At 59.8% G+C, this 20,921-nt stretch carries 14 protein-coding genes; 12 read left to right on the forward strand and 2 right to left on the reverse strand.

What is annotated here, in order from left to right:
- Window positions 1-215: 215 nt before the first annotated feature.
- Window positions 216-1,670 carry a tRNA uracil 4-sulfurtransferase ThiI gene (thiI, locus tag HKK55_RS27475; RefSeq protein WP_169357453.1) on the forward strand — a complete coding sequence of 485 codons (1,455 nt, stop codon included), beginning with the start codon at window positions 216-218 and terminating at the stop codon, window positions 1,668-1,670.
- A gap of 139 nt (window positions 1,671-1,809) precedes the next feature.
- On the forward strand, window positions 1,810-3,630 hold the full coding sequence (typA, locus tag HKK55_RS27480; RefSeq protein WP_169357454.1) for a translational GTPase TypA: 1,821 nt from the start codon (window positions 1,810-1,812) through the stop codon (window positions 3,628-3,630).
- A 201-nt stretch (window positions 3,631-3,831) separates the two neighbouring features.
- On the opposite strand, the gene HKK55_RS27485 is transcribed toward typA, so the two are convergent.
- Window positions 3,832-4,266, reverse strand: coding sequence for a YkgJ family cysteine cluster protein (locus HKK55_RS27485; RefSeq protein ID WP_169357455.1), 435 nt, complete (start codon window positions 4,264-4,266; stop codon window positions 3,832-3,834).
- 241 nt (window positions 4,267-4,507) lie between these two features.
- On the opposite strand from HKK55_RS27485, the gene HKK55_RS27490 reads away from it, so the two are divergent.
- The 6 genes from HKK55_RS27490 (at window position 4,508) to HKK55_RS27515 (ending at window position 14,296) form a co-directional block, all read left to right on the forward strand.
- Window positions 4,508-6,958 (forward strand): glycogen/starch/alpha-glucan phosphorylase, encoded by a 2,451-nt coding sequence (locus HKK55_RS27490; protein WP_169357456.1) that lies wholly within the window; start codon window positions 4,508-4,510, stop codon window positions 6,956-6,958.
- Window positions 6,959-7,127: 169 nt separating this feature from the next.
- A complete protein-coding gene (locus tag HKK55_RS27495) occupies window positions 7,128-10,712 on the forward strand; it encodes a DUF2339 domain-containing protein (protein WP_169357457.1) in 3,585 nt (1,194 codons plus the stop codon).
- A complete protein-coding gene (locus HKK55_RS27500) occupies window positions 10,712-12,070 on the forward strand; it encodes a DUF3999 domain-containing protein (protein ID WP_169357967.1) in 1,359 nt (452 codons plus the stop codon). Before HKK55_RS27495 ends, HKK55_RS27500 begins: the two co-directional genes overlap by 1 nt.
- A gap of 110 nt (window positions 12,071-12,180) precedes the next feature.
- On the forward strand, window positions 12,181-13,191 hold the full coding sequence (locus HKK55_RS27505; RefSeq protein WP_169357458.1) for a class 1 fructose-bisphosphatase: 1,011 nt from the start codon (window positions 12,181-12,183) through the stop codon (window positions 13,189-13,191).
- Window positions 13,192-13,441: 250 nt separating this feature from the next.
- Window positions 13,442-13,696 carry a hypothetical protein gene (locus tag HKK55_RS27510; protein WP_155582936.1) on the forward strand — a complete coding sequence of 85 codons (255 nt, stop codon included), beginning with the start codon at window positions 13,442-13,444 and terminating at the stop codon, window positions 13,694-13,696.
- A 30-nt stretch (window positions 13,697-13,726) separates the two neighbouring features.
- Window positions 13,727-14,296 (forward strand): lipocalin family protein, encoded by a 570-nt coding sequence (locus tag HKK55_RS27515; RefSeq protein WP_169357459.1) that lies wholly within the window; start codon window positions 13,727-13,729, stop codon window positions 14,294-14,296.
- A gap of 128 nt (window positions 14,297-14,424) precedes the next feature.
- Here HKK55_RS27515 and HKK55_RS27520 read toward each other — a convergent pair whose 3' ends face one another.
- Window positions 14,425-15,789, reverse strand: a complete 1,365-nt coding sequence (locus HKK55_RS27520) for a formimidoylglutamate deiminase (protein WP_169357460.1) — start codon at window positions 15,787-15,789, stop codon at window positions 14,425-14,427.
- A 146-nt stretch (window positions 15,790-15,935) separates the two neighbouring features.
- On the opposite strand from HKK55_RS27520, the gene hutC reads away from it, so the two are divergent.
- The 4 genes from hutC (at window position 15,936) to HKK55_RS27540 (ending at window position 20,905) form a co-directional block, all read left to right on the forward strand.
- On the forward strand, window positions 15,936-16,646 hold the full coding sequence (hutC, locus tag HKK55_RS27525) for a histidine utilization repressor (protein ID WP_155582985.1): 711 nt from the start codon (window positions 15,936-15,938) through the stop codon (window positions 16,644-16,646).
- A complete protein-coding gene (locus tag HKK55_RS27530) occupies window positions 16,643-17,203 on the forward strand; it encodes a HutD family protein (RefSeq protein WP_169357462.1) in 561 nt (186 codons plus the stop codon). The genes hutC and HKK55_RS27530 overlap by 4 nt, the downstream gene beginning before the upstream one ends.
- A gap of 414 nt (window positions 17,204-17,617) precedes the next feature.
- Window positions 17,618-19,291: a urocanate hydratase gene (gene hutU, locus HKK55_RS27535; RefSeq protein WP_169357463.1), complete on the forward strand. Its 1,674-nt coding sequence runs from the start codon at window positions 17,618-17,620 to the stop codon at window positions 19,289-19,291.
- A 156-nt stretch (window positions 19,292-19,447) separates the two neighbouring features.
- Entirely contained in the window at window positions 19,448-20,905 is a 1,458-nt protein-coding gene (locus HKK55_RS27540) for a cytosine permease (protein ID WP_169357464.1), read from the forward strand.
- Window positions 20,906-20,921: the final 16 nt, after the last annotated feature.

Consider the following 20,921-nt stretch of genomic DNA (forward strand, 5'->3'; position numbering starts at 1 on the left):
TGCGCCAACATGGCCTTTTTGCCTCAAAATGGCCCTTATAAAGGTGCAATCCGTTAAAACGGCACAAATCGCGCACTGCAATGTAGCGTTAAAAACCACAAATGCCCCGTTTTAGTGCGCTCAAAGCCGTTTGTATATTAACTGGTTAAACCTTGAGCTATTTCCGCTATAATCCGCGCCCCCCTTTTTCGGCTGGCCCTGTGCGCGCTGTTTCCATGAAATTAATCGTTAAAGTCTTCCCCGAGATCACCATCAAGAGCCGACCGGTACGGATGCGTTTCATCCGTCAATTGGCCAAGAACATCCGTGCCGTGCTCCGCGATCTGGACCCGGCTGTGGTGGTGAACGGCGTGTGGGACAATCTCGAGCTGGAAACCCGCATTACCGACCCCAAAGCCTTGAAGGACATGACCGAGCGCCTGAGCTGCATGCCGGGCATCGCGCATTTCCTGCAGGTTGACGAGTACCCGCTGGGGGACTTCGACGACATCACCGAGAAGTGCAAACAGCACTTCGGCGCTGAGCTCGAAGGCAAGATCTTTTCCGTGCGCTGCAAGCGTGCTGGCAAGCACCCGTTCAGCTCCATGGACGTTGAAAAATACGTCGGCAGCAAGCTGCGTCGTGAGTGCGCCGCCGCCGGAATTTCCCTCAAAGAACCGCAAATCGAAGTGCGGATGGAAATTCGCGACCAACGGTTGTTTGTGATCCACAGCCAGCACAACAGCATCGGCGGCTACCCGCTGGGCGCGCTGGAACAGACCCTGGTACTGATGTCCGGCGGTTTCGATTCCACCGTGGCGGCCTACCAGATCATGCGTCGCGGGCTGATGAGCCACTTCTGCTTCTTTAACCTGGGCGGGCGTGCACACGAATTGGGCGTGATGGAAGTTGCGCACTATATCTGGAAGAAGTACGGCAGCTCCCAGCGCGTGCTGTTTGTCAGCGTGCCGTTCGAGGAAGTCCTGGGAGAAATTCTCGGCAAAGTCGATAACAGTCATATGGGCGTAGTATTGAAGCGTATGATGTTGCGCGCTGCGTCCCGGATTGCCGATCGGCTACAGATCGAGGCGCTCGTGACCGGCGAGGCGATCTCTCAGGTGTCCAGCCAGACGCTGCCAAACCTGTCATTGATCGACTGTGTGACCGAGAAGCTGGTATTGCGCCCGCTGATCGCCAGTCACAAACAGGACATCATCGACCTGGCGAACGAGATCGGTACCGCCGACTTCGCCAAGCACATGCCTGAATACTGCGGGGTCATCTCGGTGAACCCCAAGACCCACGCCAAGCGTCACCGCGTGGAGTACGAAGAACAACAGTTCGACATGGCGATTCTGGAGCGTGCGCTCGAGAACGCCAAGCTGGTACCAATCGATCGCGTGATCGACGAACTGGGCCAGGATTTGCAGATCGAAGAAGTCAGTGAAGCGCTGGCCGGCCAAATCGTCATCGACATCCGTCACCCGGATGCCGCTGAAGATGAGCCGCTGGACATCACTGGCATCGACGTACAAACGTTGCCGTTTTATGCATTGAACGCACGTTTCAAGGAACTGGATGACAGCCGTCAGTACCTGTTGTATTGCGACAAAGGCGTGATGAGTCGCCTGCATGCCCACCATTTGCTCAGTGAGGGGCATGCCAATGTGCGCGTTTATCGACCGAGCTAAGAGCCCGGGGCTGTTTGCCTGTGGCCTGCGTCACCGGCCCCCCGACTCTGCCGTCAAGCTGTAACGGCAAGGCCTGACTCTACTGTTAATCGCTGCCACGACCTGTCAGCACACCGAATCCTCTGATCGAGATACACAAGTGATCGAAAATCTACGCAACATCGCCATCATTGCTCACGTTGACCATGGTAAGACCACCCTGGTAGACAAACTCTTGCGTCAATCCGGCACCCTGGAGCGCAACGAGCTCAACGACGAGCGCGTGATGGACTCCAACGACCAGGAGAAAGAGCGCGGTATTACCATTCTGGCGAAAAACACCGCCATCAACTGGAACGGCTACCACATCAACATCGTGGATACCCCGGGCCACGCCGACTTCGGCGGCGAAGTTGAGCGTGTAATGTCGATGGTTGACTCCGTTCTGCTGCTGGTTGACGCTCAAGACGGCCCTATGCCGCAAACCCGTTTCGTGACCAAGAAGGCTTTCGAAGCCGGCCTGCGTCCAATCGTGGTCATCAACAAGGTTGACCGTCCAGGCGCACGTCCGGACTGGGTTCTGGACCAGATCTTCGACCTGTTCGACAACCTGGGTGCTACCGAAGAACAGCTGGACTTCAAAGTCGTCTACGCCTCGGCCCTGAACGGCATTGCCGGTCTGGAACACACCGACATGGCTGAAGACATGACCCCGCTGTACCAGTCGATCGTCGACAACGTACCTGCGCCGAAAGTCGACCGCGATGGTCCGTTCCAGATGCAAATCTCCGCACTGGACTACAACAGCTTCCTGGGCATTATCGGCGTTGGCCGTATCGCTCGTGGTCGCGTCAAGCCGAACACCCAGGTTGTTGCGATCGATGCTGATGGCAAGCGCCGTAACGGTCGTATCCTGAAGCTGATGGGTCACCACGGTCTGCACCGTGTAGACGTTGAAGAAGCTGCTGCCGGCGACATCGTCTGCATCAGCGGCTTCGAGTCGCTGTTCATCTCCGACACCCTGTGCGACCCACAGAACGTTGAAGCGATGAAGCCGCTGACCGTTGATGAACCAACCGTTTCGATGACCTTCCAGGTTAACGACTCGCCGTTCTGCGGCCGTGAAGGCAAGTTCGTCACCAGCCGTAACATCAAAGAGCGTCTGGACAAAGAACTGCTCTACAACGTTGCCCTGCGCGTTGAAGAAGGCGACACCGCTGACAAGTTCAAAGTCTCCGGCCGTGGTGAGCTGCACCTCTCGGTACTGATCGAAACCATGCGTCGCGAAGGCTTCGAAATGGGTGTTGGTCGTCCGGAAGTGATCATCCGTATGGTTGACGGCGTGAAGCACGAACCGTACGAAAACGTGACCATCGACCTGCCAGAAGAATCGCAAGGTTCGATCATGGAACAGATCGGTATCCGTAAAGGCGACCTGACCAACATGGTTCCGGATGGCAAGGGCCGTGTGCGCCTTGAGTACAACATCCCGGCTCGTGGCTTGATCGGTTTCCGTAACGAGTTCCTGACCCTGACCTCCGGTGCAGGCATCCTGACCTCGATCTTCGACCGTTACGACGTGATGAAGTCTGGCGACATGTCCGGCCGTCAGAACGGCGTGCTGGTTTCGGTTGCTACCGGTAAGGCTCTGACTTACTCGCTGGAAACCCTGCAGGCTCGCGGCAAACTGTTCCTGGGTCACGGTGAAGACGTGTACGAAGGTCAAATCGTCGGCATCAACAGCCGCGACAACGACCTGGGCGTTAACCCAACCAAAGGCAAGAAGCTCGACAACATGCGTGCTTCGGGTAAAGACGAAACCATCGCTTTGGTTCCGCCTATCCGCTTCACTTTGGAGCAGGCTCTGGAATTCGTTCAAGAAGACGAATTGTGCGAAGTCACTCCTAAGTCCATCCGTCTTCGTAAGAAGATCCTGGGCGAAAGCGAGCGTACCCGCGCTGCGAAGAAGTCCGGTAACTAAGTCTCTTAGTTAGCTGACAAAAAAACGCCCCCGACCGCAAGGTCGGGGGCGTTTTTGTTTGTCTGGGGTTTGTGCGGTGACTTTGCCGGCCCCTTCGCGAGCAAGCCCGCTCCCACCTTTGACCGTGTTCCTTCAGGATGAACGCGGTCAAAGGTGGGAGCGGGCTTGCTCGCGAAGGCGGTGGTTCAGGCAACAACAAACTCAGAACTTATCGAGCGTCCTGAAATTAGTCTCACGCACCACTTCTTTCGGCTTGTACGCGCAATACCCCGGCCGTGGCCCGATCTTGGGGTGATTGCGGCAAGTATCCGGGCGCTTGTCATAAATAGTGCAGAAGCGGGTCTTACGATCCAGGTACAGACAATCGTTGTTGCTCATGCGCTGCAGGGTAAAGATTTCGGATTTTGAGTTGAAGCGCTCGACGATCCCTTCCTTCTGCAGCCGCTTGGCGATGTTCTTCGGCGGATCACCGCGCTCGAACTCATCGACGATGCCAATCCGGATCAGGTCCTTGATCTTCACCTCGACCGGCAAGGTGCAGCAGCTGGACACGCAGCCGCCGCACATGTGGCTGGAGTACTTCTGCCACGTTTCGAGACGGTCGAGTTCCGCGGCGGCGATCAGTTGAGGCTTCATCAGGTTTCCAAGAGGGGCGTTATCCGGGCGCGGGATGATACCGGGATTGGTGGTTTTTTGAACAATATTTTGCAGGTTTCAGCTCAAAGGCGGCTCTGAGGATTAAACGGGCACGGCCCCTGCATCCTTTTCCAGGCAATTGGGGATGATTGAAAAAACTGCCGAACCGCTGGCGTTGCCATTTGTCAGACCGTCTAGGCTCTAGCCTTTCCCTTCTTCTATCTCGCCCGAGGTCGCACCGATGTCTCAGGAACCGCTTGTACGAGAAGCAGAGGTAGCCGCATTTCGCGATGCCGTCTTGACCAAACTCACCTACGCGGTGGGCAAGGATCCCGATCACGCGTTCGACCACGACTGGTTCGAGGCCATTGCCCTGGCTGCGCGAGACCATATGGTCGACCACTGGATGGACCATACCCGGCATATCTACCGCAAGGGACAGAAGCGAGTCTATTACCTCTCTCTGGAATTCCTGATCGGCCGCCTGCTCTTTGACAGCTTGAGCAACCTCGGGCTGCTGGAGGTGGCGCGTGAGGCGTTGAGCGAGCTGGGCGTGGACCTGGAGCGCATTCGCCTGCTAGAGCCTGATGCGGCCCTGGGCAACGGTGGTCTTGGGCGGTTGGCGGCGTGCTTCATGGAAAGCATGTCGACCTTGGGGATTGCCGGCCACGGCTATGGCATTCGCTATGAGCACGGTTTGTTCCGGCAGGCGATTGTCGATGGCTGGCAGCAGGAACAGACCGAGCGCTGGCTGGATTTTGGCAACCCGTGGGAGTTCGAGCGGGCAGAAGTGATTTATCCGATCGGCTTTGGTGGTGCTGTGGAGACCGTGCTGGACGCCGCCGGCAAGTCGATCCAGGTTTGGACGCCCAATGAAACCGTACGGGCGGTGGCCTACGACACACCGGTCGTCGGCTGGCGCGGCGCCAGCGTCAACACCCTGCGGCTGTGGCGTGCGCGGGCGGTGGAAGACTTGCACCTGGAGCGCTTCAACGCCGGTGATCACTTGGGCGCCGTGGCCGAAGTGGCCCGCGCCGAAAGCATCTCTCGGGTGCTTTACCCGGCTGACAGCACCGAAGCGGGGCAGGAATTGCGCCTGCGCCAGGAGTACTTCTTCGTCTCTGCCTCGTTGCAGGATTTGCTGCGCCGCCACAAAAACATGCACGGCTCGGTGCTGAGCCTGGGTGAACACGCGGCGATCCAGCTCAATGACACTCACCCGTCCATCGCCGTGGCCGAGTTGATGCGCCAACTGGTGGACCTGCACGACATCGCCTGGGATGCGGCTTGGCAAGTCACCGTCGAAACATTGTCCTACACCAACCACACCTTGCTCCCCGAAGCCCTGGAAACCTGGCCGGTGGGTTTGATGGAGCGCATGCTGCCGCGGCACATGCAGATCATCTACCTGATCAACGCCCAGCACATCGACTCCCTGCGGGCCAAGGGCATTCATGATTTCGACGTGCTGCGGGCGGTGTCGTTGATCGAAGAAGACAACGGTCGCCGCGTGCGCATGGGCAACCTGGCGTTCCTCGGCTCCCACAGCGTCAACGGCGTGTCCGGCCTGCACACCCAGTTGATGCGCAGCACGGTGTTCTCCGAAATGCACAAGCTCTACCCGGAGCGGATCAACAACAAGACCAACGGCATCACCTTCCGCCGCTGGCTGTTCCAGGCCAACCCCAAGCTCACGGCGATGCTGGTGGAAGCCCTGGGCCCGGACATCCTCGACAACATCGAAACCCGCCTGGTGGAGCTGGAAACGTTTGCCGAGAAGCAAGCCTTCCGCAAAGCCTTCGCCGAGCAGCGCCTGCACAGTAAAAGGGCACTGGCGGACATCATTCATGAACGCCTGGGGATTTCGGTCAACCCGGCGGCGATGTTCGACGTGCAGGTCAAGCGGATCCACGAGTACAAGCGCCAACTGCTGAATCTGCTGCACACGGTTGCCTTGTACCAGGCGATCCGTGCAGAGCCGGGCACCGATTGGGTGCCCCGGGTGAAGATCTTCGCCGGCAAGGCGGCAGCCAGTTATCACCAGGCCAAGCTGATCATCAAGCTGACCAACGACATCGCCCGTACCGTGAACAACGACCCAACAGTGCGCGGTTTGCTCAAGGTAGTGTTTCTGCCCAACTACAACGTCAGCCTGGCGGAAAGCATCATTCCGGCTGCCGACCTGTCGGAGCAGATTTCCACTGCCGGCTTCGAGGCCTCGGGCACCAGTAACATGAAGTTTGGTCTCAACGGCGGGTTAACCATTGGCACGATGGACGGCGCCAACGTCGAGATGTGCGAGCGTGTGGGGGCTGAGCACATGTTTATCTTCGGCCTCAGCGCCCAGCAGGTGGAAGCGCGCAAACACGCCGGCGAATTCAACGCCGGGCCGGACATTGCCGCCTCCCATCGTTTGAACGACGTGCTGCAAGCGATTCGTGGTGGCGTGTTCTCGCCGGATGATCCGGGTCGTTATGCCGGGCTGATCGATTCGTTGGTCGACTACGACCGATTCCTGGTCTGCGCCGATTTCGACTCCTACTGGGATGCCCAGGCGCGGGTCGAGGCGCATTGGCACGACTCTAAAGAGTGGTGGCGCTCGGCGGTGCTCAACACGGCGCGCATGGGCTGGTTCTCGTCGGACCGGACGATCAGGGAGTACGCGACGGAGATCTGGAAAGCATTGGATTAGCGCTGAAAATCCAGTGTGGGAGTGGGCTTGCTCGCGAATGCGGTGAATCAGCCAGTAAATATATTGACTGACACCCTGTTTTCGCGAGCAAGCCCGCTCCCACAATGGGGCCTTGTCGATATACTAAGCGCCGGCTCTGCCCGCCTTGGGCTGCTTAGGGATATCGACCATGCAATGGATCTTCATGCTGATTGGGTTGCTGTTCGGTTGGACACTCGATGAGAGGTTCAGTGATGCGCTCATCGGCGGGCTATTCGGCTTGGGGGTTGGTCAGGCGATTCGTCTCTGGATGCTGGTCTCGCAGACGGACGAGCAGGGCCGTCAGTTGGAGTCGACCAAGAATGCATTGAAGGTGGTCGAACAACGCCTGGCATTGCTGGAAAGGCCTGGCGCAGAGCCGGTCGTATCCAGTGCTGCGGTTGAGTCCCCCGAGCCCCTCGAGCCTTTTTTTACCGAAGATCCAATTCCCGATACCCCAGCGGCAGCCCCGCCTACGGAGCTTGTCTGGGATTTACCCGTCGATCTGGAGCCTGCCTACTCCGCGATAGCGGTCGAACCGAGTCGCCCATTGCCAGCGGACGTCTGGAGTGCCGCGCCGGTTGAGCGCGCCCCTGAGCGACCGGCTGAGCCGGTTGTGCCACGTGGGCCCAACTTCATCGAGCGCGCCATCAGCGGCGCCCGCAACTGGCTGTTCGGTGGCAATACCGTGCTGCGGGTGGGTGTGGTGCTGTTGTTCCTCGGCCTGGCCTTCCTGCTGCGCTATGCCACTGAAGGTATGGTCGTTCCAATCGAACTGCGTTACGCCGGCGTTGCTGCCTGTGCCTTGGGCTTGCTGGGCTTGGGCTGGTGGTTACGACTGCGCAACAGTAACTACGGGTTGATGCTGCAAGGCACCGGGGTCGCTGTGCTGTACCTGACGGTGTTCGCCGCCATGCGCCTGCACCCGTTGTTGGATCCCGGCGCCGCGTTGGGCCTGCTGGTGGCGGTCACGGTGTTCTCGGCGATCCTGGCGATTACCCAGAACGCCTTGGGCCTGGCGTGCGCTGCGGCCCTTGGCGGGTTCGCCGCGCCGATACTCACCTCGACCGGTGCGGGCAGCCATGTGGCGCTGTTCAGCTACTTTGCGTTGCTGAACGCCGGCATCCTGGGGATAGCCTGGTTCAAAGCCTGGCGTCTGCTCAACCTGATTGGTTTTGTCGGCACCTTCGGCATCGGCTTCGCCTGGGGCATGCGCTCCTATACGCCAGAGTTGCTCTGGAGTACTGAGCCATTCCTGGTTCTATTTTTCCTGATGTACCTGGCTATCGGCCTGTTGTTCGCCCGACGAAAACTGCTGGAGATGACCGACGCCCCTGAAGACGACAGCCGTGGCGCATTGCTGCGCTGGTCGGCGGCCAAGGGCGATTATGTCGACGGCAGCATGCTGTTCGGCCCGCCGCTGGTAGGTTTTGGCTTGCAGTTCGCGCTGGTGCAGCACCTGGAGTTTGCCGCTGCGTTCAGTGCGTTGGGCCTGGGCATCATCTACATGGGCCTGGCTCGCCTGCTCCAGGGTGGTCGCGCCTTGTTGCTGGCGGAAACGTGCTTGGCCCTGGGGGTGATCTTTGCCAGCCTGGCCATTCCTCTGGGGCTGGACGCACGCTGGACTGCGGCCGCCTGGGCGGTGGAAGGTGCCGGGATCTTCTGGCTGGGCTTGCGCCAACAGCGGCCGTTGGCTCGCGCTTTCGGCTTGCTGTTGCAGGTGGGCTCGGCAGTGGCGTTCCTCAGTGAGCTGCGTGTGGGCGAGAGCAACCTGTTGGACGGCGCACCGCTGGGTGCCTTGCTGTTGGGCGCCGCGTTGCTGTTCAGCTTCTATCAGTTGCGCAAAGCCCCACTGGAGCAAGCTGCAGATTGGGAGCGTCAAGGTTTGCCAGTGCTGGCCAGTGTCGGCCTGGGCTTCCTGTATTTGCTCGCACCGTTGCTGCTGTCGACTCACGGCACGGCCATCAGTTGGGCGTTGGCGGGGCTGGTGACCTTGGTGGTCGGCCTGCGCATCGGTTCGCGGACCTTCCTGTTCACCGCGTTTGCCGTGCAGTTGCTGGGTGGTGCGTTGTTCCTGCTGCGCTTGCAGGGTGCGAGCAGCGATTCGGGGGCGGTATTCAGTGCCGGTTGGAGCGGCTTGCTCACAGCCTCATTGATTGGCCTGGCTTTGATTGGCGGCATGCTGCTGGCGGCACGGGATGAGATGGTGCGCAACGATGTGCGTTTGTTGCGCGGCCTGTCGGTCGTGCTGTTGGCTGGATTGGTGTTGATCAACCTCGCGGTGCTGTTTGTCCTGCCTTGGGAGACGGCGAGCGGCGTGTGGGCGGCCAGTGGTTTGCTGATCATCTGGCTGAGCCTGTACCTGCAACAGCGGGTCAGTTTTGTCTTTGGATTGCTGCTGCAGGTGATCGGCGGCTGCTCTTTCCTGCTGGCGATACCGGACCTGTTGGGGCCGCTGACCAGCGAAGGTTTGCGCCCGCTGGGTCATAGTGGTTTCTGGACGCCGATGGTGTTGGGGCTGGCCGCGTTGGTGGGCGCTTGGCGCTTGCAGCGAGGGAGCCAGTCGCCGGTGTTCGAAGTGCTGAAGCTGAACCAGATGTCCGATCTGCTGTTGGTGTGGGGCGCGGCCTGGTGGACGTTGGCGCTGACCAGCGAGGTGCTGCGTTTTGCACCTCAGGCTGTGCAGGGCACCTTGTTGTTGGCCGTCGCCGCCATGAGTGTGGCGATCTGGGCGGTGCTGGCTCTGCGCATGCAATGGGCGTCGCTGGGGCTGCTGTGCACGCTGCTGATACCCGCGGCGGGCGTGGTGTTGCTGGGGGGCTGGGATTCGCGTTATCACCCGGCGGCGAACTTCGCCTGGTTGGCCTGGATCGCGGTGTTTGCCGTGCACTTCGTCTCCTTGCGCCGCCTGGCTTTGATCATCCCGGGAAAAATCTTGAGCGCCGCCCATGTGCTGGGCTGCTGGCTATTGATTGGCGTGTTGGCGCTGGAGCTGCGTTACGGCCTGTTGCTGCTGTCGGAGCAGTACAACGCCTGGCGCTGGCTGGGTTGGGCGATTCTGCCGAGCCTGTACCTGGTGTTGGCGGCCTCGCCACGCAGTTGGCCATGGCCGGTGTCCGCCTATCCGCGCGAATACCGTGTGTTTTCCGCACTGCCGTTGTCGGTGTTGATGTTGGGCTGGTTCTGGCTGGCCAACATTTTCAGCGACGGGACTGCCGAACCACTGCCTTATTTGCCGCTGCTCAACCCCTTGGATCTGGGGTTGTTGTTCGCGCTGCTGGGTGTGTATTTGTGGTCGCGTAGCGCGGCACCACAGATGGGCGTTCAGGGTGAACGGATTGCCCAGGGCGTCGCGGGTATTTCGTTGTTCGTCTTCTTCACTGCGCTGGTGATGCGTACCGCACACCATTGGGGCGGCGTGCCGTTCCAGCTGGATGCGTTGCTGGAGTCGATGCTGGTCCAGGCCGGCCTGTCGATTGTCTGGACCCTGATTGCCCTGAGCCTGATGATCGGCGGCCATCTGCGCCATCGTCGTGAGGTGTGGCTGATTGGTGCTGCGCTGATTGCCGTAGTAGTGGCGAAATTGTTCTTTGTCGAGCTGAGCAACCGCGGTGGCCTGGCGCGGATCGTGTCGTTTATCGGCGTCGGCGTGCTGTTGTTGGTGGTGGGCTATTTCGCGCCGCTGCCGCCCAAGCGTGTTGAGCCTGTGGTTGAAACTGAAGGAGCGTCCTCTTGATCGGCAAGCTGAGTGTGGCGGTGTTGGGCCTGTGTACAACGTTATCGGCATGGGCCCAGGAAATGCCCGGTGACTTCACCACCCAAGTGCCGCTGGCGGTGAGTGGCGAAGGCCCGTGGTATCGCCTGGAGCTGCCGCTGGCGGTGCAATTGAGCGCTCGTCAGGCGGATCTGAGCGATGTGCGGGTGTTCAACGCCGCCGGTGAGCCGCAGGCTTATGCGTTGGCTCGGCAGTCGGCGCAGCTGTCGGAAAGCCGCAGCGTGGCCAACGTCAAATGGTTCCCGTTGTACGTCGCTGCTGATGCCAGTGAGGCCGCGCCCAGCGTGCGCGTGCAATCCAGCGCCAATGGCACGTTGGTGCAAGTGCAGCCGGCGAGTCAGCTGGAAGTGGGCGAAGAAGTGCTGCGTGGTTGGCTGCTGGACGCCAGCGCGATCAAGGCACCGTTGCAGCAACTGATTCTCGACTGGACCAGTGAGCGTGACGGCTTTCAGCGTTTCAGTATTGAGGCCAGTGACGATTTGCAAAACTGGCGATCGTGGGGTGACGGACAGGTTGCCCGGTTGTCCTTTGCCGACGAGCGGGTCGAGCAGCATGAAGTCGGTTTGCCAGGGCAGTCGGCGCGTTACCTGCGCCTGTTGTGGAAGGGTCAGCCAGCGCCGGTGCTGACGTCGGCCCAGTTGGAGAGTGCCAGCGTCCACAGCTTGCCATTGCCGTTGGTGTGGTCGCAGCCGCTTGCGGGCAGTCGGCTGAAGGCAGGGGAATACAGCTGGCAGTTGCCCACCGGGCTGAATGTCGAACGCCTGCGTATCGACTTGAGCCAGCCCAACAGCCTGGCGCCGGTGACATTATCCGGGCGACGGGAGAGCAATCAGGCCTGGCAGCCATTGAGCAGCGGTTTGCTCTACCGACTGACCCAGAATGGGCAGGACGTGGTGCAGAATGAATTGCAGTTGCCAGGTCAGACAGTGACCCAGCTCAAGCTGGACGTGGATGAGCGTGGTGGTGGCCTGGGTGTCGAAGCGCCGGCCTTGAGCTTTGCCGTGCGCGCCACGCAGTTGGTGTTCCTGGCGCGTGGCGAGCCGCCATTTACCCTGGCGTTGGGCAATCCTTCGGTGAAAGGGGCGAACTTGCCGCTATCGACGCTGATTCCCGACTATAGCGTCGAGCGCCTGGCCGGTTTGGGGCAGGCCAAGGTAGCGGGGCCGGTGTTGGTGCTCAGTGCTCCCGCCGTGCCAGCGCCAGCGCCTACGGGCACGAACTGGAAGAAATTCGGCTTGTGGGCCGTGTTGCTGCTGGGTGTGGCGGCGCTGGGGGCGATGGCCTACAGTTTGCTGCGCAAGCCACCGGTCAAACCTTAACGGCGTCTCATGAACTCTATCGGAGTTAAATCCTCTGATAGGAGGAAATACGCCTCGACTCGCGTTAAACTGCGCGGGTTTTTAGCCCCCCCCATTCTCCGGAGCCTTCCATGTCCCGCGTTACCCTGAGTCGCTATTTGATCGAGCAGACCCGCAGCAACAACACGCCTGCCGATCTGCGCTTCCTTATCGAAGTGGTGGCGCGTGCTTGCAAGGAAATCAGCCACGCCGTCTCCAAAGGCGCGCTGGGCGGCGTCCTGGGCAGCATGGGCACTGAAAACGTGCAAGGCGAAGTGCAGAAGAAGCTCGACGTGATTTCCAACGAAATCCTCCTCGAAGCCAACGAATGGGGCGGTCACCTGGCCGGCATGGCGTCCGAAGAAATGGACAATGCCTACCAGATCCCGGGCAAATACCCGAAGGGTGCCTACCTGTTGGTATTCGACCCGCTGGACGGTTCGTCGAACATCGACATCAACGCGCCGGTCGGTACCATCTTCTCGGTACTGCGTTGCCCGAACGAATACCTGAGCCAGAACGAAGCCTTGAACGAAAAGGCCTTCCTGCAGCCAGGCACCGAGCAGGTCGCTGCCGGCTATGCCATCTACGGCCCGCAGACCATGCTGGTGCTGACCCTGGGTGATGGCGTCAAAGGCTTTACCCTGGACCGTGAAATGGGCAGCTTCGTGCTGACCCACGAAGACATTTCCATTCCTGCGACCACTCAGGAATTCGCCATCAACATGTCCAACCAGCGCCACTGGGAAGAGCCGGTCACCCGTTACGTGGGCGAGCTGATGGCAGGCGAAGAAGGCCCGTTGAAGAAGAACTTCAACATGCGCTGGGTTGCTGCGATGGTGGCCGACGTGCACCGCATCCTGACCCGTGGTGGCCTGTTCATGTACCCACGTGACAGCCGCGAGCCGTCCAAACCGGGCAAATTGCGCCTGATGTACGAAGCCAACCCGATGTCGTTTCTGGTAGAGCAGGCGGGCGGTGCGTCCACCGACGGTCACCAGCGTATTCTCGACATCCAGCCTGAAGGCCTGCACCAGCGCGTAGCGGTGTTCCTGGGTTCGAAGGAAGAAGTTGAGCGCGTGACGGGTTATCACAAGGCCTGATTAAGTCCCCTTGTGGCGAGCGGGCTTGCCCGCGTTGGGCTGCGCAGCAGCCCTGAAATCTGACATTTCGTTTTTCTGACCCGCAGCAGCGCCCTTCATCGAGGGGTGCTGCTTCGCACCCCAACGCGGGGCAAGCCCGCTCGCCACAAAGGGCTTTTTTGTTTTCGTCTTTCGGGAACCAGACCCCCCTTTTCCCTTCTAAGCTTCTGGCAGACCCCCCAGGCTGCTTTGTCTCTCCAGGAGCTATTCCATGTCGTTACGCCGTCTTGCCCTGTTGTCGTTTTGCGTGCTTTTAGCCGCATGCAGCAAGGTCACCCAAGAAAATTACACGAAGCTTTCGGCAGGCATGCCCAAGGCCGAGGTGGAGTCGTTGCTGGGTAAGCCGACTGATTGTTCCGGCGCGCTGGGCATGTCCAGTTGCACGTGGGGCGATAAAAACAGCTTTATCAGCGTGCAGTACGCCGGTGACAAAGTTCTGATGTTCTCCGGGCAAGGCCTGAAGTAAACCGGGGCGAAAGCCTGCGGGAGAAAAACAATGATGCGTTTTGTTCTCTACCTCTGCGCCAGCCTGTTTTTGGCGGGCTGCGCCAGCCATTCTGGCGATGATCTGCAACCCAAGACCGTTGGCAGCGTCAACCTCCACCGTTACCAGGGCACCTGGTACGAGTTGGCCCGTTTGCCGATGTACTTCCAGCGCAACTGCGAGCAGTCCGAAGCCCGCTATTCCTTGCTGCCCGATGGCGACATGTCAGTGTTCAACCGCTGCCTGACGACCGACTGGAAGTGGGAAGAAGCCAAGGGTACGGCCACACCGCAGGTTGCCGGCAAGACCGACAAGCTCTGGGTTGAATTCAATAACTGGTTTACCGCGTTGCTGCCGGGCGTCGCCAAGGGCGATTACTGGGTGTTGTATGTCAGTGATGACTACAAGACCGCCATCGTCGGTAGCCCGAGCCGGCGTTATATGTGGCTGCTGTCCCGCACGCCGACGGTCAGCGCCGACACCCGCGAAGACCTGCTGAGCAGGGCACGGCAGCAGGGGTACGACACCACCCGATTGATCTGGCGAACGTCGGATAAGCAGATGGCGAAGTCTTCGCAATAATTTAAGAGCACCATCGATCTAATGTGGGAGCGGGCTTGCTCGCGAATGCAGAGTGTCAGTTGATAAGTATTTGACTGATATCCCGCATTCGCGAGCAAGCCCGCTCCCACATTTGTTATGTGTCGTTCTTAACCCAACAAATCCCGCAAGACCTGAGTAAACGCCCGGCTGCTGTCTTCTTCGCCAGCATGATGTCCGTCGCGGATCACCCACTGGCCGTTGACCAGTACATCGCGCACTTGCCGATCCCCACCAGCAAACAGCCAGCGATTCAGAATCCCGTCTTCACTGGCTGTTGCCAGGTACGGATCGTTGCCGTCCAGCACCAGCCAGTCGGCGCGCTTGCCGACTTCGAGTCGACCAATCGGTTGTCCCAATGCCTGAGCTCCGCCGTCCAGCGCCGCATCAAATAATGTGCGGCCGACCATCGGTTGATCGCTGCGGTACAGCCGGTTACGCCGCTGATCTCGCAGGCGCTGGCCGTATTCCAGCCAACGTAACTCTTCCACCACGCTCAGTGAGACATGACTGTCGGAGCCAATCCCCATGCGTCCACCCTGAGCCAGGAAGTCTACGGCCGGGAAAATGCCGTCGCCCAGGTTGGCCTCGGTGGTCAGGCACAGGCCGGCAATCGCCCGGCTCTTGGCCATTAGCGTGACCTCTTCCGGATTGGCGTGGGTGGCGTGTACCAGGCACCAGCGTTGATCGACCTCGGTGTTTTCATACAACCATTGCAGGGGACGACGGCCGCTCCAGCCCAGGCAGTCATCGACTTCTTTTTGCTGTTCGGCGATGTGGATGTGGATCGGGCACGCCTTGTCGCTGGCGGCCAACACTGCGCTGATCTGCTGCGGCGTAACGGCGCGCAGCGAGTGGAAGCACAGGCCCAATTGCTGCGCCGGTTGCGCTGCCAGAATGGGTTGCAGGCGCGACTGCAGGTTCAGGTAGTTTTCGGTGCTGTTGATAAAGCGCCGCTGACCTTCGTTGGGTGCCTGGCCGCCGAAACCCGAATGGCTGTACAGCACCGGCAGCAATGTCAGGCCGATACCGCTGCTGGCGGCGGCCTGGCTGATCTGCCGGGATAACTCTGTCGGGTCGGCGTAAGGCTGGCCGCTGACGTCGTGGTGTACGTAATGAAATTCAGCGACCGAGGTGTAGCCGGCCTTGAGCATCTCGATATACAGCTGGCGGGCGATGACCTGAAGTTGCTCGGGGCTGATCTTGCCCACCATGCGATACATCAGGTCGCGCCAGGTCCAGAAGCTGTCATTGGGGTTGCCGGCCACTTCCGCCAAGCCCGCCATGGCGCGCTGAAACGCGTGGGAATGCAGGTTGGGCATGCCCGGCAGCAGCGGGCCCCTGAGCCGTTCGGCACCGTCTGCGTGGGCATTGGCCTCAACGTTGGTCAGCAGGCCGTCGGCGCTGACTTCAAGACGTACATCATTGGCCCATCCATTAGGCAGCAGCGCGCGTTCGGCAAAGAAAGCGGACATGGTTCGTGCACCCCATCGTGTGTTATTTGTATATACATATACAGACGTTTGCCTGCTCGGTAAACTCCGGCAAGCTAGGCTTCTTTTTTCACCTGCAAGGATTTCCTGTGCCGACTCCGCCTGCCAACTCTTCGCTGGCTGCCCACATGGACGAAAGTCCGGCGCCCTTGTATGCCCGCGTCAAACAGATGATCAGCCAGCAGATTTTGAGTGGAAACTGGCCGCCCCATTACCGTGTGCCATCGGAAAGTGAACTGGTCAGCCAGTTGGGTTTCAGCCGCATGACCATCAACCGTGCCCTGCGTGAATTGACCGCCGAAGGCCTGTTGGTGCGCATGCAAGGCGTCGGTACGTTCGTGGCCGAGCCCAAGAGCCAGTCGGCGTTGTTTGAAGTGCACAACATTGCTGATGAGATCGCTTCCCGCGGCCATCGCCATACTTGCAAGGTCATCACCCTCGGCGAAGAGGCGGCAGGTTCCGAGCGCGCCGTCGCCCTGGAAATGCGCGAAGGCGGGCGGGTGTTCCACTCGTTGATCGTGCACTACGAAAACGATATCCCGGTGCAAATCGAAGACCGTTTCGTCAACGCCCTGGTCGCGCCGGAATACTTGCAGCAGGACTTCACCCAGCAAACGCCGTATGCCTATTTGAACCAGGTCGCGCCGCTGACAGAAGGCGAGCACGTGGTCGAAGCCATCCTGGCCGATGCCGAGGAATGCAAGCTACTGCAAATCGAAACCGGCGAGCCTTGCCTACTGATCCGCCGTCGCACATGGTCCGGTCGCCAGCCGGTGACCGCCGCCCGTTTGATCCACCCCGGTTCCCGTCACAGCCTGGAAGGACGTTTCAGTAAATGAGTGAAGTGAAAGTCTGGCGCGCAGCCGATTACGTGCGCATGCCGTGGAAAAATGGCGGCGGCAGCACCGAAGAAATCACCCGCGATGCCGGTGAGGGTCTGGACGGTTTTGGCTGGCGTCTGTCGATTGCCGACATTGCCGAGTCGGGTGGATTCTCGAGCTTTGCCGGGTACCAGCGGATCATCACTGTGCTGCAAGGCGCGGGCATGATCTTGACGGTGGACGGCGAGGATACGCGCGGGCTGTTACCGCTGGACCCGTTCCCGTTCAAGGGTGAAAGCCAAGTGTCCTGTCGGTTGGTGGGCGGGCCGATCCGTGATTTCAACCTGATCTACTCGCCGCAACGCTATCAGGCACGGTTGCAGTGGATGGATGGGGCGCAGCGCTTCTTCAGTGCTGCGCAAACGCTGTTGGTGTTCAGCGTGGCGGATGAAGTGGCCGTGCTCGGTGAAGTGTTGAGCCGCCACGATTGCCTGCAATTGGACGGTAACACTGGCTTGCTGGACGTATCCGTCAGCGGTCGATGCTGCGTGATCGAACTGACCGCGCGCGATTAAAAAATGTGGGAGCTGGCTTGCCTGCGATTGCGTTGGCACAGCCAATAAATCAGCTGCCCGACACTCCGCCATCGCAGGCAAGCCAGCTCCCACATTTGATCTCCACAAGCTCTGAAATCTGTTTCCCTACCCCGCACCAACTTGTTACCGAACGCCCCAGCATGGCGCAAAACCTTGTTTTGGTAACAAGCCTCCCTCGCTTCAAAAACTCTCTGTAAGAAATTTCATCAAGCTACGAAGCCTTATTTTCCAAGGCTTTCACATGGCCCACTAAAAAATCTTCAACCCTTGCCCGCCAAGTTGGCCGCTTGATTGCATATGCTTGTATGTACAAGTAAAGATGTGTGCGTAAGAGTCCATGAACATCCTCTTCGCACCAATCATGTTCGCGCATAGCGTTGAGGAGTTTTTTTCGTGACTACCAAGCCTACAAAATACCGTGACGTCGAAATCCGCGCTGCCCGCGGCAACAAGCTCACCGCCAAAAGCTGGCTGACCGAAGCGCCGTTGCGCATGCTGATGAACAACCTCGACCCACAAGTGGCCGAAAATCCGAAAGAATTGGTGGTGTACGGCGGTATTGGTCGTGCGGCACGTAACTGGGAGTGCTACGACCAGATCGTCGAAAGCCTGACCAACCTCAATGATGACGAAACCCTGCTGGTGCAATCCGGCAAGCCGGTTGGTGTGTTCAAGACCCACAGCAATGCCCCGCGCGTGCTGATCGCCAACTCCAACCTGGTACCGCACTGGGCCAGTTGGGAACACTTTAACGAACTGGATGCCAAGGGCCTGGCCATGTACGGCCAGATGACCGCCGGCAGCTGGATCTACATCGGCAGCCAGGGCATCGTCCAGGGCACCTACGAAACCTTCGTTGAAGCCGGTCGCCAGCACTACAACAGCGATCTGAAAGGTCGTTGGGTCCTGACCGCAGGCCTGGGCGGCATGGGCGGCGCTCAGCCTCTGGCCGCGACCCTGGCCGGCGCGTGTTCGCTGAACATTGAATGCCAGCAGGTGAGTATCGATTTCCGCTTGAGCAGCCGCTATGTCGATGAGCAGGCCACCGACCTCGACGACGCCCTGGCTCGCATCGCCAAATACACCAAGGAAGGCAAGGCGATCTCCATCGCGTTGCTCGGCAACGCCGCCGAAATCCTTCCGGAACTGGTCAAGCGTGGCGTGCGCCCGGACATGGTCACCGACCAGACCAGCGCCCACGACCCGCTCAATGGTTACCTGCCGGCCGGCTGGACCTGGGACCAATACCGCGCTCGCGCCAAGACCGAACCGGCTGCCGTGATCAAGGCCGCCAAGCAATCGATGGCCGTGCACGTTAAAGCGATGTTGGACTTCCAGAAAATTGGCGTACCGACGTTCGACTACGGCAACAACATCCGTCAGATGGCGCAAGAAGAAGGCGTGGAAAACGCATTCGACTTCCCGGGTTTCGTACCGGCTTACATCCGTCCGCTGTTCTGCCGTGGCATCGGTCCATTCCGTTGGGCTGCACTGTCGGGTGACCCACAAGACATCTACAAGACCGACGCCAAAGTAAAAGAACTGATCCCGGACGACGCCCACCTGCACAACTGGCTGGACATGGCGCGCGAGCGCATCAGCTTCCAGGGTCTGCCGGCGCGGATCTGCTGGGTTGGCCTGGGCCAGCGCGCCAAGTTGGGCCTGGCATTCAACGAAATGGTACGTAGCGGTGAGTTGTCCGCACCGGTAGTAATCGGTCGTGACCACCTGGACTCCGGCTCCGTAGCCAGCCCGAACCGCGAAACCGAATCCATGCAGGACGGTTCAGATGCTGTGTCCGACTGGCCACTGCTCAACGCCTTGCTCAACACCGCCAGCGGCGCGACCTGGGTCTCGCTGCACCACGGCGGCGGCGTTGGCATGGGCTTCTCCCAGCATTCGGGCATGGTGATTGTCTGCGACGGTACCGACGAAGCGGCCGAGCGTATTGCACGCGTGCTGCACAACGACCCGGCCACGGGTGTGATGCGTCACGCCGATGCCGGTTACCAGATCGCCATTGATTGCGCCAAGGAGCAGGGGCTGAACCTGCCGATGATCAAATAACAACCGGCTCGGTTCCTGTGGGAGCTTGGCTTGCCCGCGATGCAGGCGACTCGGTTTATCCGTAAACCGAGGTGATTCCATCGCAGGCAAGCCAGCTCCCACAGGAAAGCAGGTTTCACACAGGCTTATGAACAATCCATCAGAGGTTGAACACACATGGCTGCAAAAGACGCTCGTGCAAGCACCACCCCGTTGATCGAAAGGCGTTCGATCGACTACATCCCGGAAGCGGAAAGACACGGTCGTCTGTTAAGCCAGTTCACCCTGTGGTTGGGTGCCAACCTGCAAATCACCGCAATTGTCACCGGGGCCTTGGCCGTGGTGCTGGGCGGTGATGTGTTTTGGTCGTTGATCGGCTTGCTGATCGGCCAACTGCTCGGCGGCGGCGTCATGGCGCTGCACGCCGCCCAAGGCCCACAACTGGGCTTGCCGCAGATGATCTCCAGCCGCGTGCAGTTTGGCGTGTATGGCGCGGTGATCCCGTTGGTGTTGGTGTGCCTGATGTACATCGGCTTCTCGGCCAGCGGCTCGTTGCTGGCAGGGCAGGCGGTGGCGCAATTGCTCCACGTTGAAGACTGGGTCGGCATCGTGCTGTTTGCCGCCTTGATCATGATCTTCACCATCTTCGGCTACCGGGTCATCCACGGCATCGGCCGCGTGGCCAGTGTGCTGGGGGTGATTGCCTTTGTTTATCTGTTCTACAAGTTGCTGGCCGGTAATGACATCGGCGCGTTGCTCGGCAACAAGCATTTTTCCCTCAGCAGTTTCTTGCTGGCGATTTCCCTGTCGGCGTCCTGGCAGATTGCGTTCGGGCCTTATGTAGCGGACTACTCGCGCTACTTGCCACGCAGTACGTCGGCCTCCAAAACCTTCTGGGCCGTGGGCCTGGGTTCGGTGATTGGTGCGCAAGCCTCGATGGTTTTCGGTGTGTTTGCAGCGGCCCTGGCCGGCTCGCAATTCGCCCACCACGAGGTGTCGTTTATCGTTGGCCTGGGCGGTACGGGCATCGTCGCGGCGCTGCTGTATTTCAGCGTCGCCTTCGGCAAGGTCACCGTGACCACCCTCAATGCCTACGGCAGCTTCATGTCCATCGCCACCATCATCAGCGGTTTCCGTGGCAGCCGCCATATCTCCAGCGGTGTGCGCCTGCTGTACATCTTCATCATGGTGTCGATTGCCGCCGGGCTGGCGCTGGTGGGCAAGGATTCGTTCCTCAAGGACTTCTCCGCGTTCATCCTGTTCCTGCTGGCGTTTTTTACGCCGTGGAGCGCGATCAACCTGGTGGATTTCTACTGCATCACCAAAGAGCGTTATGACATCCCGGCCCTGTCCAATCCCAAGGGTCGCTACGGTCGCTGGAACGTCATGGGTATCAGCATTTATGTGTTTGGCGTGCTGATCCAGATGCCCTTCATCTCCACGCATTTCTACACCGGCCCATTGGTCGCCAGCCTTGGCGACACCGATATCTCGTGGATCATCGGCCTGGTGGTGCCGGCTGCGCTGTATTACTGGGCCGCGAAAAAGTGGCATAGCCCGATTCCTGAACGCCTGATCCTGCCGGTAGAGCAGGGCGCTACACCAACGACAAACGGGCTGGTTGCACAAGCCTGACGGGACGTGGACAAGG

This window comes from Pseudomonas sp. ADAK18 (genome assembly GCF_012935695.1).
Classification (GTDB): Bacteria; Pseudomonadota; Gammaproteobacteria; order Pseudomonadales; family Pseudomonadaceae; genus Aquipseudomonas.

Excerpts from the sequence above, each read along its gene's own strand:
- HKK55_RS27495 (WP_169357457.1), top strand. The coding sequence starts at position 7,128 with ATGCAATGGATCTTCATGCTGATTGGGTTGCTGTTCGGTTGGACACTC.
- HKK55_RS27505 (WP_169357458.1), top strand. The coding sequence starts at position 12,181 with ATGTCCCGCGTTACCCTGAGTCGCTATTTGATCGAGCAGACCCGCAGC.
- HKK55_RS27515 (WP_169357459.1), top strand. The coding sequence starts at position 13,727 with ATGATGCGTTTTGTTCTCTACCTCTGCGCCAGCCTGTTTTTGGCGGGC.
- HKK55_RS27520 (WP_169357460.1), bottom strand. The coding sequence starts at position 15,789 with ATGTCCGCTTTCTTTGCCGAACGCGCGCTGCTGCCTAATGGATGGGCC.
- hutC (WP_155582985.1), top strand. The coding sequence starts at position 15,936 with ATGGACGAAAGTCCGGCGCCCTTGTATGCCCGCGTCAAACAGATGATC.
- HKK55_RS27540 (WP_169357464.1), top strand. The coding sequence starts at position 19,448 with ATGGCTGCAAAAGACGCTCGTGCAAGCACCACCCCGTTGATCGAAAGG.
- HKK55_RS27485 (WP_169357455.1), bottom strand. The coding sequence starts at position 4,266 with ATGAAGCCTCAACTGATCGCCGCCGCGGAACTCGACCGTCTCGAAACG.
- thiI (WP_169357453.1), top strand. The coding sequence starts at position 216 with ATGAAATTAATCGTTAAAGTCTTCCCCGAGATCACCATCAAGAGCCGA.
- HKK55_RS27490 (WP_169357456.1), top strand. The coding sequence starts at position 4,508 with ATGTCTCAGGAACCGCTTGTACGAGAAGCAGAGGTAGCCGCATTTCGC.
- HKK55_RS27510 (WP_155582936.1), top strand. The coding sequence starts at position 13,442 with ATGTCGTTACGCCGTCTTGCCCTGTTGTCGTTTTGCGTGCTTTTAGCC.
- HKK55_RS27530 (WP_169357462.1), top strand. The coding sequence starts at position 16,643 with ATGAGTGAAGTGAAAGTCTGGCGCGCAGCCGATTACGTGCGCATGCCG.